The organism is Acinetobacter sp. UC24323 (assembly GCF_024151445.1).
Classification (GTDB): Bacteria; Pseudomonadota; Gammaproteobacteria; order Pseudomonadales; family Moraxellaceae; genus Acinetobacter; species Acinetobacter baumannii.
Map to the genome: position 1 here is coordinate 21,036 of NZ_JAHIBY010000013.1, position 12,887 is coordinate 33,922.

Here is a 12,887-nt window from a genome sequence, read left to right on the forward strand (position 1 = left end):
GATTTTGATTGCCTTAGAAGCTAAAAATTAGATATGGATTAAATTGATGATGGATGCAATTTTTTCAGAAGTTGCCATGAGTGCTGGTGCTAACTCTTCAATACGTTTAGGACTTAAACGTACAGAAGGCCCTGCAATACTGACTGTACCGAAAGGTTGGCCTGTCTGTGGATTGAGAATGATTTTAGCCATAGCAGACATGCCTAGCTCATAGGTGTCACTAATCACACCATAACCTCGCTCTCTAGAAGCCTTAATCATTTGCTCTAGTTCTGTAAGGTCTTTTGGTGAGTTTGGTCCAAAGTTTTTGGCTTTATCGAAACCTTCACGCTCCACAATTCGTGAAAAGTCATTTTGATCAAGGGTAGATAAATACGCTAAACCACAAGCTGAAGCGGGTAAATAGGCCACGTTGCCTGAGTCAGGATCATATTTTAGACCTGATTTGGCTCCTTGAGCCTTACCAATCCAGATAATTTTTTCGTCTTCGATTAAACCGAGGCGAACCAGTTCAGAAGAGGTTTCTGCAAGTTCATCAAGATAGGGTTGAAATGTTTCGGTAATCGAGCGTGAAGACAGAAAACTTAAACCCATTGAGGCAATTTTAAGAGTGAGCTTGTAGTGTTGGGTGATTTCATCTTGATAGATATATCCCATGTCTTTCATCGCAGTCAGAATGCGATGCATTGCAGACTTTGGGATATCAAGATCAACAGAAAGCTGGCTAAGTGCACATCCATCCACTTCTTTTAATAGTGCTTCGAGGATGAGCAAAGAACGATCGGTATTGCTGAGCATAAAAATCCTAATATTATTTTCTGGAACAGTGTTCCAAAAAAATTAAAAACAGATTATAGTTGTTTTAGATTCTATCTCAAATGCCGTACAGATGAATCATTCAGATAAGGAGTTTCCTAATTATTCAGCTTTTGAGAATAAGTAGGGAGCAAAACTGAATAAGCGATGGAAAACGCATATTTGCTGATACACACTAATGGAGTAAGTGTATGACTCAACAGGTAAATTTAAGGGAGTTTATTGATGAAAATCGCATATCTCCAATACAAAAACTAGTTATCTTTTTATGTTTAATGATTGTCGTTGTTGATGGTATTGATATATCAATCATGGGATTTGTGGCTCCCGTCATTAAGCAGCAATGGGGAATTACTACAAATGATCTTGCACCCGTAATGAGTGCAGCATTAATTGGTTTAGCTGTAGGCGCAGTGATTTCAGGACCTTTAGCAGACAAGTTTGGACGTAAAAAACTACTTATTATTAACTTAATTGGTTTTGGTGTATTTACTTTATGTGCAGCAGTTTCTAGCAATGTGACAGAACTGATGATGTTCCGTTTTATTGCTGGTTTATTTATGGGAGGGGTAATGCCGCAAGCTGTTACGTTGGTAACGGATTACTCTCCTATGAGAATGAATGGTCGCATGGTTACCATCATTCTAAGTGGATTCACAATTGGTGCTGCTATTGGAGGTTTTTTGGCTGCTTGGGTGATTCCACATTTTAACTGGCATGCCATGATGATTATTGGTGGAGTCCTACCACTTGTTCTAGCCGTTATCGCAGTATTTAAATTACCTGAATCTATTGGTTATAAAGTCCTGAAGGAACATCCAAAAGCAGAGATTGATGCCATTATCCATAAAATGGCACCAGATTTTGATACAGCTAACACTGTTTTCGTTTTACCTAAAGCAAAAACCAATACGGTTGATAATCCAATAAAAGCAGTTCTGAGTCCTTTTTATTTCTTAGGCAGCTTTTTGCTCTGGTGGAGCTACGCATCTGGTTTGTTTGTAGTGTATTTACTTGGAAGTTGGTTACCAATGATGAGCCATGAATTTGGTTTCAGCATTAGTGAAGCTTCAATTATCACTGCGATTTATCAGCTAGGGGGCCCAGTAGGTTGTATAGCATGCGGTTATTTGATGGACAAGTTGAATCCACACCTTGGATTAGTGATTGCATATCTTTTAGCGATTGGCTTCATGTTCTTTCTAGGTGCAGTGGGTCATAACTTTGTAATGTATAGCATGATGTGTTTCTTCATCGGTATGTGGATGAATGGTGCGAATGCAGGTCTTAACAGTGTTTCCAGTTCATTTTACCCAGTTTTTGCTCGCGCGACCGGCAACAGTTGGATGCATGGGATAGGCCGATTAGGAGCAGTGGGTAGCGCATTTGCCGGAGCATATTTTTTAAGCCTAGGTTGGGCAACGAGCAAAATTTTCCTTGTGCTTTGCTTACCAACCGCGGGTATGGTCGCAGCATTAATCATTATGAAACTGGTTTATTCGCCAACAAAGATACGTCAGCACGAACTTAAAAAAGTTCAAATCTAAAATTTTCTAACTCATCGATTTTTAAGGAGATTGAATAATGGATATTCAATTGAATGGATCAACTCGTCTTTATTTTGTGGTCGGACATCCGATTGTACAGGTCAAATCACCTGAGGGTGTAACGATGGAGCTGCTTAAAAAGGATTTAAATGCGATTGTTATACCTGCTGATGTAGCACCAGAACACTTCCCAAATTTTGTTCAGCAAAATTTGTATTTAAATAATAGTGACGGCTTGATTGTCACGGTGCCTCATAAAATTTCGGCTTTGAATTGCTGCCAAAAATTAACTTCACGTGCACAGTTTATTGGGGCGGTAAATACGATTCGCCGCTGTAAAGAAGGGTGGGAAGGAGACATGCTTGATGGTAAAGGCATGGTACAAGCGATACGAAATAAGTTAATCGAGTTAAAAGATAAACGTGCCATTTTGGCGGGAGCGGGTGGAGCAGGTAAAGCGATTGCTTATGAATTACTTCTTGCTGAGGTAGCGGAGTTAGCAATTTTTGATGTAGATCAAACGCGACAACAACAACTAGTTGAACAACTTCAACAGCTAGGTAAAGGAAAAGTTGTTGTACATAACAATGATCCAACAGGATTTGACATTGTGGTCAATGCGACACCTATGGGAATGAATGGTGATCCTTCAGCAGCTTTTCAATTAGAAAAAATAACTGCACAAATGTCGGTTGCAGATGTGGTGACTAGTCCTGAAAACACGCCATTTATTCAGCATGCGTCGACTTTGGGATGTAACGCAGTCAAAGGAACGGACATGTTTATTGAGGTTCGTGACCTAATGATTGCTTATTTACTTGAGAAAGAGCAGGAGCAACAAGATGTCGCGTGAATATTCACTTTCATTTTTGACAGTTGCAGATGTGAGTCCTGTAGAAGCAGTCAAAATTGCAGCAAAGTGTGGTTATGCAGCAGTGGGCTTACGCCTGCTGCCAGCAGCACCTAATGAAGTAGATTATCCAATTTTAAATGATAGCAAGCTAATTAAGGAAACAAGGGCTGCTTTGGATGACACAGGTGTTCGTATTGCTGATGTTGAAATTGTACGAATTACTTCTGACTTTGAACCAAATAAATATTTGCAGTTTTTAAGTACCGCTGAGCAACTCGGTGCTAGGCATATTTTAGTTGCAGGAAATGATCCTGACCAGTCAAGACAAATACATCACTTCGCACAATTTTGTGAGTTAAGTAAACCGTTTGGCTTGAGTTGTGACCTAGAGTTCATGCCGTGGACCAATGTGAAAAATTTGGCGCAGGCTGAATATATCGTCAATCAATCAGGGCAAGAAAATGCGGCCATTTTAATTGATGCATTACATTTTGACCGATCAGATTCAACACTTGAGCAGATCAAAGCACTTAATCCAAAGCAATTGAACTATGTTCAGCTTTGCGATGGTTTTGCTGAATATGATCCGAGCGACAAAGGCTTAATTAAGATTGCACGTTCTAATCGATTAGTGCCAGGGCAAGGCGAAATTGATCTTGTAGGCTTAATTCGTGCTTTACCTAAAGAAATTATGTTAGCTGCAGAAGTCCCCAATTTAGTACTAGCTGAACGTCCAGCTCTCGAACGCGCTGAAGTTAATTTACAAGCAATGAAGCAGCTCGTTGCGCTCGCTCAGTTGGGCACGGTTACGGGGTAATAAGTATGAACGCAAAAACCCAACAACTATTTCAGATGATTCCGATGCCAATTCGTGAATGCTACGAATGTGATGTTTTAGTCATTGGCTCAGGTGCAGGTGGGCTTTCAAGCGCCGTGACCGCAGCATATGAAGGATTAAAGGTCATTGTCGCAGAGAAAGCATCCGTATTTGGTGGAACTACTGCTGTATCGGGAGGGTGGTTATGGATTCCTAATACACCTCATGCCGTACGTGAAGGAAAAGCCGAACCAATTGAGATACCTAAGCTATATTTAAAAAATATTTTGGGTGAAAAGTATGATGAGACAAAGATTCATACTTATTTAACTCAAGCACCCAAAATGGTGGAATTTTTCGAAGCCAAAACTGAGGTTAAATTTAATATTGGTACCGCAGTACCTGACTTTTTCAATATTGAAGGTGCTAGGGTTGGGTGGCGTTCGATTGTTGCCGCACCTTACGATGGCCGTTTACTTGGTCAGAAACTAAATATCCTACGTCCGCCAATTCCTGAAACTACGCTTTGGGGAATGGGTATCGCTTCTGGCGCAGATATGAAGCATTTCATTAATACTTTTAATGCAATTCCATCCTTTATCTATGCGACCAAACGCGTATTACGCCATTTCCTTGACCTGATTTTTAGAAAACGCTCTACTCAAATTGTGAATGGTAATGCTTTGGTGGCTCGCTTACTCAAATCTGCATTTGATTACAAAGTACAACTATTAGCAAATCATGCCATGACTAAATTAGTTGAAGAAAATGGTCGAGTGATTGGAGCATTATTTAAAACACCAGCTGGCATCGTCAAGATAATAGCAAAACATGGCGTGGTATTAGCGACTGGTGGTTTTCCGCATGATGAAAAACGTAAACAAGCTTTATTCAAACATGTGAGTGAAGGAACTCCTCATCATTCAGCTGCTCCTGAAACAAATATAGGTGATGGCTTAATTGCAGCAGAAGCAATTGGAGCAACTGTTGATCAAACTTTGCCTTGGTCTGGCGCATGGGCACCTGTTTCATTAATTCCGCGTTTAGATGGAACTTTAGGTCGTTTTCCACATTTGGTTGAGCGAGGCAAACCAGGGTTAATTGCTGTTTTAAAAAATGGCTGTCGGTTCACGAATGAAGGTGATTCCTATCCTGCATTTATTAAAGATTTATTCAAACATACATCGCAAGGCAAACAAGCACATTGCTGGTTGATTTGCGATCACAAGTTCATTCGCCGTTACGGCTTAGGCGCTGTTAAACCTTTTCCAATTTCTCTAAAGCCTTGGCTAGACAATGGTTACTTAAAACAAGGACACACTATTCAAGAGCTGGCTGTGGCATGCGGTATAGATCCAGTTCATTTTTTAAAAACAGTAGAGCAGTACAACCAATATGCCTATTTAGGCCAAGACCCCGAGTTTCAACGTGGTACTACTCCTTATCAAAAAGCACAGGGTGATGCCGATCATCATCCGAATCCATGTATTGCCCCGATTGAAAATGGACCATTTTATGCAGTTGAGGTGGTGCCAGGAAGTTTAGGGACATTTGCAGGATTGGTTACAGATGAATATGCCCAAGTTCTAAATAAAGCAGGGCAACCAATTAATGGATTATTTGCGGCTGGAAATGATCTCAATAGCATCATGGGTGGTCAATATCCAAGTGGTGGAATTACCTTGGGTCCAGCCATGACATTTGGTTATCTTGCTGCAAAAAAAATTGCTGAACAAGCTAGAACTGAAACAGTAGCGTTCATGCCACATAAGCAAGACTAAGGAGGATTGAACATGGATAAAGAAGTTGATTTATTGGTTATTGGCGGTGGGGCAGCAGGCATGTCCGCAGCACTTTTTGCCAAGCTTAATGGATTAGATGTCTTACTTTGCGAAAAGGCTCCACAAGTAGGTGGCACTTCAGCAACATCAGGTGGAACCATTTGGGCACCAGGCTCACATTTAAGTGTTCAAGCAGGTGTTCCTGATGATATTGAGCAAGCTCGAATTTTTCTTAAATCTGTCGTTGGTGAACGTGGTGGTGAAGAACTTCGTGAAGCATTTCTAGCTTCATGTGCGGATATGGTCCGTGATTTAGATGAGAAAACTACAGTTAAGCTTAACGCTTGTTTAGCACACCCAGACTATGTCAAAAATCAACCAGGTGAAGCATTTGGTGGTCGTGCACTTGCGCCTGCTGAGTTTGATGCAAGTATTTTAGGTGCTGACTTTAAATATGTACGTCCTCCACGAGCGGAATTTATGGGCTTAGGAGGCATGATGGTCAATCGTACTGAATTAAATGCATTGTTAAATCCTTTACAAAGCTTTCAGAACTTTATGACTACCTTAAAAGTTGTGGTGCCTTATTTTCTGTCACGTCTACGCTTTAATCGGGGTACACGGCTTGTTATGGGTAATGCTTTGGTAGGTAGCTTATTTTATAACCTTAAACAAAAACATGTTCCTGTTTGGCTCAATGCACCACTGCAAGAGCTACTGATCGAAAAAGGCAAAGTGGTGGGAGCCAAAATTGAAACCGAACAAGGCGTAAAAGTCGTTCGTGCCAGAAAGGGTGTAGTTTTAGCTACTGGTGGTGTGGGGTGGAATATAAAGTTACGTCAACAATTGTTCCCAAAAGGTTTAATCGCAGACTCACTTTCACCTTACTCAAACACGGGCGATGGGCTTAGTAAAGCTATGGAAAAAGGTGCAAAACTTGACCTATCTGTGGATAGCAGTGTGCTGTATTTCCCATGCTCCATCCATGTTCATGCCAACGGTTATAAAGCTATTTGGCCACACATTATTTTAGACCGGGCCAAACCAGGTGTAATAGCTGTCAATGACGATGGTAACCGTTTTGTCAATGAGTCGGATTCGTACCACGACTTTTGTATGGCTCAGCTTAAAACAAATCAAGGTAAACCAAAAATTCAGTCTTACCTGATTTGCGACCAAACTGCGATTCAAAAATATGGGTTAGGTTTTGTTTTGCCAGGCGCAAAAAAACTCGATTACTACCTCAAAGCAAAATATTTATTCTCTGCAAACTCACTAGAAGAGCTTGCCCAAAAGGTTGGGATTAACGCTCATGGATTGGTGAATACAGTCCAACGTTTTAATCACCTCGTTGAACAAGGTGTAGACACCGATTTTGGTAAAGGAAGTGGTGTGATGAATCGGTTTAATGGAGATCCTGAAGTCAAACCTAATCCATGTCTGGGCAAACTTGAGCAAGGTCCTTTTTACGCTTTACCTGTTATTCCAATGGACTGTGCGAGTAGTGGTGGATTAGCTGGCGACATTTATGGTCGAGTGCTTGATCAGAATAATCAAGTGATTACTGGACTATTTGCCTGCGGTAATGACCTGTCTTCAATTTTTAAAGGAACATATCCAGGCCCAGGAACAACACTAGGGCCAGGGATGGTATTTGCTTGGCGAATTGCTCAATTTGCCGCAGGAAAACTAAATAAACAAGTGACTGAACAACCTACACAAATGACACAACCACGGAGAACCGCATGAAGCTTTATCAACTGATTAACATCACTATCAAAATGGGTACAACTGCAACTGTTGCAGCAGGTATTCAAAGTTTTTACCAAGCTGAGACAGCTAAGGGTAAGCTACTTGGAGTATTTTTCTCTGATATAGGCGAGCTCAACCAAGTTGTTGTATTACGCAGCTATGCTTCACAACAAGAATTAGATGATGAAAATGCGCGTTTAGCAGAACAAGAAAACTTGTTTGGTGCATCTGAAAATATTATTAGATATTCAGTAGAAAATTTTGCTAGTTTTGACTTCTTACCAGAAGTTGAGGTGGGTGAATTTGGTCCTGTATATGAAATCCGTACTTATGAGTTGAAACATGGTGGTGTCCCTCATGTCCTTGAAGCATGGAAAAATGCAGTGCCGACTCGCACTCAATACTCAAAATTAACAATAGCGATGTATGCTCTTGATGGCACACCTCGTATTGTAAGTATTTGGCCATATGCGTCATTGAATGAGCGTTCGAAAGTTCGTGCCAAATCTGTGGCAGATGGCATTTGGCCACCAAAAGGTGGTCCACAGTGGTTAACTCATGAAATGAAGTCAATGATTGCATTACCAACTTCAATATCGCCACTGAAATAAAATTTGGTAATAATGTATTGAAAACTAGCCTACTATTTAGGTAGTAGGCTTTTAGATGTAGAAAATACAATCATGAAATATGTTTATATATCTAGTTTAACTACTCTAATTTTATTGAATAAAGCATTACTAAATTTTAACTGGCAAATTAAGCACGACCTGCGCATCTTGAATAACATCTAAACGAAGAATTCTTGACGCACCTAGTTCATTTAGCAAGGTACTTAAAGGCCCCTCATTTTTCTCGAGTTGAACATTCTTTGGAAAAAGCTTTTGTGCAAAAGAAAGAACGTTTGATTGAACATCTGTTTGATGCCATTTCCCATCGACTATATGTAGCATGGTTGCTTTATTAATATGTGTTTCAGAATCGACACGTTTTAAAGTAGGAACAGCAGTTTTTAAACTTAAATCCAATTTTCCATTAACATCGAAAATTTTGGCTTGAACCTCTTTTGAACTAATACCGATATCAATTTTTGTTAACCATTTTGGTAACTGGTAACCATATACACCACGGACTCTAGCAATTTCTGTATCTACAGGCAAAGCTAAAACATGTGCATGAAAGTGGCGTTGACGCATCGATTTCATTAACTCTGCGATGTGAGGCCCACGAGCCTTGGGTTTACGTACAACAATCGCAATCGACAACTCGTTATACGGGTCATTGTCACAAACCGAATAAGAGAAAAAAGTGACGGCGACTAACCCATAACCAGAAAATGGTTGTAAGGGCGTTAAAGCATCAGGAAGTTTTGCCTTAATCTGTTTAATGGGAGCAAGCATTAATAGCTGAACATTTGCACTACGATAATAAAAGTTCGGTGCCCAAACAGGTCCAACTCTTGATTCAACTAATTTTTTAGGAATATGACGGAAAAAGTCGATATTGCCAGCAGTAGGGTCTTGAGCGACTTCATCTAAATCGGGATTCATTCTAAAACGGTCATAATAACCACCTTTGGGTACTTTGATTTTTTGTTGTCCAAATTCAACCTCAGTAAATTGTTGTTTTATATTCATTGGAGTTCACCTTTACATTAATTGACCGCGTAGCTACCGTTGTCTTTATCAAGACGTGTTAATTTATAGCCAATGTCGGCACTATAAGGTTAAAGTTCACTTTAAAGTCAAGACTTTAATTTCTAGCTGTAAAGTCTTTGACATTTAAAAGAAATAAAATAAAAAACAATTAAAGATTAAAAAGATACAGAGTACAGTAGAGTCTTCATATAAATTTTATTTTAACAATAAGATTGAGGCTATTGACCTTAAAGCTAACTTTAATCTTACGATAAATATTCAAGCCTTTATAACGAATCTAGAAGCAGATTTTCAGCAGGAGTACAAAGATGGGATATGTAACCACAAAAGATGGCGTAGACATTTTCTATAAAGACTGGGGGCCACGCGATGCCCAAGTTTTATTTTTTCATCACGGTTGGCCTTTGAGTTCAGATGATTGGGATACACAATTACTTTTCTTTTTAGGACAAGGCTACCGTGTGGTGGCTCATGACAGACGCGGCCATGGGCGTTCAAGTCAGGTGTGGGATGGTCACGATATGGACCATTATGCAGATGATGTTGCAGAAGTGGTTAAACATCTGAACATTAAAAATGCAATTCATATTGGACACTCAACCGGTGGTGGCGAGGTAGTCCGCTATATTGCACGTCATGGTCAGGAAAACGTTGCAAAAGCTGTACTTGTCAGTGCAGTACCGCCACTCATGGTTCAAACTGAAAATAATCCCGAAGGTTTACCAAAAGAAGTTTTTGATGACCTTCAAAATCAAGTACTCACAAACCGTGCGCAATTTTTCCGTGACCTGCCATCTGGTCCATTCTATGGTTTTAACCGCCCTGATGCGAAACCATCTGAAGGTATCATTTCGAACTGGTGGCGTCAGGGTATGACGGGCAGTGCAAAAGCACATTACGATGGTATTGTGGCATTCTCACAAACTGACTTCACCGAAGATTTAAAGAAAATCACGGTTCCTGTTTTGGTGTTGCATGGTGACGACGACCAGATCGTGCCGTATAAAACTTCTGGCGTAAAATCTGCTGAGTTACTTCAAAATAGCCAACTCAAAATCTACCCAGGTTTTTCTCACGGTATGTTAACCGTAAACCATGAAGTGATTAATGCTGATTTATTGGCCTTTATTCGCGAATAATTTAAAGCTTTAAACTCTAAAAAAAGAGGCATATTAAGTGCCTCTTTTTTATTTATAACCCAATGAAATTAAAAGTAATAAAGAGAGGAATAATAAAAGGTATTGACATTAAAGTTAGCTTTAACCTTAAAGTAAAGCCATACTGAATGAGGTCATTCCAATGAAAGTGTTCGAAAAATTAGTATTCCCAAATGGCTCATATGTTCCTAACCGTATTGCTAAAGCAGCAATGGAAGAAAACATGGCTGATTTAAACCATGCACCATCAGAAGAATTAATGCGTTTATATCAGGCTTGGGCAAATGGTGGCGTAGGTTTAATTATTACCGGAAATGTAATGGTAGACCGCCGAGCGATGACTGGACCGGGCGGCGTAGTGCTTGAAGATGAAAAGCATCTAGATACTTTTAAAAAATGGGCACAAATTGGGCGCTCAAAAGGCGCTCAGATGTGGCTTCAAATTAACCATCCGGGTCGCCAAATGCAAGCCAATCTTGGTCAGCAGACGTGGGCACCATCCGCTATTTCACTTGATCTTGGCAAAATGTCAAATCGCTTTAACACGCCAATCGAAATGACGGAATCTATGATTGCAGAGGTGATTCAGCGTTTTGCAAACACGGCGCGTTTAGGTGAAAAAGCAGGATTTACAGGTGTAGAAATTCATGCAGCGCATGGTTATTTATTAAGCCAGTTTCTTTCTCCACTGAGCAATAAACGCCAAGATCAATGGGGTGGTTCTTTAGAAAACCGCGCTCGCATTTTAATTGAGATTGTTGAAGCTGTTCGTAAAGTGGTTTCGCCTCAGTTTACTGTTGCAGTGAAACTAAATTCAGCCGATTTCCAACGTGGTGGGTTTAGCGCTGAAGATGCCCAACAAGTGGTTAAAATGTTAAATGAGCATGCAGTTGATTTGGTTGAACTTTCAGGCGGTAGCTATGAAGCGCCTGCAATGCAAGGTCAAGCACGTGATGGTCGTACACTTGCCCGTGAAGCTTACTTTTTAGAGTTTGCACAAGAGATTCGTAAAGTTGCCAAAATGCCTGTTATGGTGACAGGTGGGATACGCCGTAAACAAGTGGCAGAAAAAGTAATTGAAAGTGGTGTAGATATGGTCGGTATTGCCACAGCTTTAGCCATTGAACCTAATTTGCCAAATGCTTGGAAACAAGGCCAGAATCTTACTCCTGAGTTAAAACCAATTACTTGGAAGAACAAAACACTTGCTTCACTTGCTAATATGGCTGTGGTCAAATTCCAGTTACGTAATTTAAGCGCAGGTAAAAAAACAAAACCAAATGTTTCACCAGCTTGGGCTTTAATTTTGCAACAATCAGCTATGTCATGCCGTACTCGCCAATACAAAAAAGGCATGCGTGACTATTCATTTGCTTCTTAATAAGTGAGTTGTGTTATGACAAATGTGAACGATTCAAACTGGATAATTTATGGAGCAAATGGCTACACGGGCGAGTTAATCGCTCGTGAAGCTGTACGCCAAGATCTAAAACCAACTTTGGTTGGTCGTAACAAAGCTAAGGTTGAAGCACTTGCTCAAGAGTTGGGGCTTGGTTATAAGGCTTTTGGACTCGATAACGTGGATGCGGTAAGTGAGCAACTCCAAGGCTTTAAACTGGTCATGCACTGTGCAGGGCCATTTTCCGCGACATCGAAACCCATGATGGAAGCTTGTATAAAGGCCGGTGCTCACTATCTAGATATTACGGGCGAGATCTCAGTATTTGAGTTGGCACAGTCACTTAACAGCCAAGCCGAAAAAGCCGATGTTGTGCTTTGTCCAGGTGTTGGTTTTGACGTGATTCCGACAGATTGTGTTGCCGCTGCACTGAAAGAAGCTCTGCCAGATGCGACCCATTTGGCGCTTGGTTTTGATTCAAAAACAGGGCTTTCACCGGGTACGGCAAAAACAAGTACAGAAGGTATGGCCGAAGGCGGCAAAATTCGTAAAAACGGAAAAATTACCACTGTTCCATTAGCACATTATGTCCGTACTATCGATTTCGGTGATGGTAAAAAAAGTGCTATGAGCGTTCCGTGGGGAGATGTATCTACAGCGTTTTATACAACGGGTATTCCAAACATTGAAGTATTTGTTCCTGCACCTCCCAAAATGATTTTTGGTGCGAAAATGATGAACTGCTTCCGCCCTGTATTAAAACTCAATGCCGTGCAAAAGTTTATTAAATCATGTATTGAAAAAACGGTTGTTGGACCAAATGAGGAACTCCGCACGAAAGTACCCACCTATGTTTGGGGAGAAGCAAGAAATTCACGTGGGGAAATAAAAACCGCCCGTATCCAAACGGAAAACGCTTATAGCCTTACCGTAAATGGCTCACTGACTGTGGTGAATTATTTACTCAAAAACACCGTTAAGGGCGGTACATATACACCAGCAAAACTGATGGGTTATAAGCTAGTGACCGAGCTGCCGGGTTCTGGTCCGCTGCTTATTACTTAAAAGAAAAGCCAATTAGAGAGTTAATCTGTAATTGGCTTTTTA

Annotated in this window: 11 protein-coding genes; 9 read left to right on the forward strand and 2 right to left on the reverse strand. The window is 40.5% G+C overall.

The window, feature by feature from the left end; genetic code table 11:
- Positions 1-27 precede the first annotated feature (27 nt).
- The gene (locus KNQ97_RS16055; RefSeq protein ID WP_005305821.1) at positions 28-798 is read right to left on the reverse strand and encodes an IclR family transcriptional regulator; all 771 of its coding nucleotides are present in this window, start codon (positions 796-798) and stop codon (positions 28-30) included.
- Between the two features lie 209 nt (positions 799-1,007).
- On the opposite strand from KNQ97_RS16055, the gene KNQ97_RS16060 reads away from it, so the two are divergent.
- Genes KNQ97_RS16060 through KNQ97_RS16085 form a run of 6 tightly spaced genes read left to right on the forward strand, consistent with a single transcriptional unit; the run spans position 1,008 to position 8,177 of the window.
- The gene (locus KNQ97_RS16060; RefSeq protein ID WP_098714121.1) at positions 1,008-2,363 is read left to right on the forward strand and encodes an MFS transporter; all 1,356 of its coding nucleotides are present in this window, start codon (positions 1,008-1,010) and stop codon (positions 2,361-2,363) included.
- A gap of 37 nt (positions 2,364-2,400) precedes the next feature.
- The gene (locus KNQ97_RS16065; RefSeq protein ID WP_058061845.1) at positions 2,401-3,216 is read left to right on the forward strand and encodes a shikimate dehydrogenase; all 816 of its coding nucleotides are present in this window, start codon (positions 2,401-2,403) and stop codon (positions 3,214-3,216) included.
- Positions 3,206-4,033, forward strand: coding sequence for a sugar phosphate isomerase/epimerase (locus KNQ97_RS16070; RefSeq protein WP_058061844.1), 828 nt, complete (start codon positions 3,206-3,208; stop codon positions 4,031-4,033). The genes KNQ97_RS16065 and KNQ97_RS16070 overlap by 11 nt, the downstream gene beginning before the upstream one ends.
- 5 nt (positions 4,034-4,038) lie before the next feature.
- Positions 4,039-5,814 carry an FAD-dependent oxidoreductase gene (locus tag KNQ97_RS16075; RefSeq protein WP_098714119.1) on the forward strand — a complete coding sequence of 592 codons (1,776 nt, stop codon included), beginning with the start codon at positions 4,039-4,041 and terminating at the stop codon, positions 5,812-5,814.
- 12 nt (positions 5,815-5,826) lie between these two features.
- Complete coding sequence (locus tag KNQ97_RS16080; RefSeq protein ID WP_098714118.1) at positions 5,827-7,563, forward strand: FAD-dependent oxidoreductase; 1,737 nt, start codon at positions 5,827-5,829, stop codon at positions 7,561-7,563.
- Complete coding sequence (locus KNQ97_RS16085) at positions 7,560-8,177, forward strand: NIPSNAP family protein (RefSeq protein ID WP_253612445.1); 618 nt, start codon at positions 7,560-7,562, stop codon at positions 8,175-8,177. The genes KNQ97_RS16080 and KNQ97_RS16085 overlap by 4 nt, the downstream gene beginning before the upstream one ends.
- 129 nt (positions 8,178-8,306) lie before the next feature.
- Here KNQ97_RS16085 and KNQ97_RS16090 read toward each other — a convergent pair whose 3' ends face one another.
- Positions 8,307-9,203 carry an acetoacetate decarboxylase gene (locus KNQ97_RS16090; RefSeq protein WP_098714116.1) on the reverse strand — a complete coding sequence of 299 codons (897 nt, stop codon included), beginning with the start codon at positions 9,201-9,203 and terminating at the stop codon, positions 8,307-8,309.
- 329 nt (positions 9,204-9,532) lie between these two features.
- Here KNQ97_RS16090 and KNQ97_RS16095 point away from each other — a divergent pair, with 329 nt between their 5' ends.
- The 3 genes from KNQ97_RS16095 to KNQ97_RS16105 all read left to right on the forward strand — a co-directional run bounded on the left by KNQ97_RS16095 (position 9,533) and on the right by KNQ97_RS16105 (position 12,845).
- On the forward strand, positions 9,533-10,363 hold the full coding sequence (locus KNQ97_RS16095; RefSeq protein ID WP_098714115.1) for an alpha/beta fold hydrolase: 831 nt from the start codon (positions 9,533-9,535) through the stop codon (positions 10,361-10,363).
- Between the two features lie 160 nt (positions 10,364-10,523).
- Positions 10,524-11,762 carry an NADH:flavin oxidoreductase/NADH oxidase family protein gene (locus KNQ97_RS16100; protein ID WP_000862286.1) on the forward strand — a complete coding sequence of 413 codons (1,239 nt, stop codon included), beginning with the start codon at positions 10,524-10,526 and terminating at the stop codon, positions 11,760-11,762.
- A gap of 15 nt (positions 11,763-11,777) precedes the next feature.
- Positions 11,778-12,845 (forward strand): trans-acting enoyl reductase family protein, encoded by a 1,068-nt coding sequence (locus tag KNQ97_RS16105; protein ID WP_098714114.1) that lies wholly within the window; start codon positions 11,778-11,780, stop codon positions 12,843-12,845.
- Positions 12,846-12,887 lie beyond the last annotated feature (42 nt).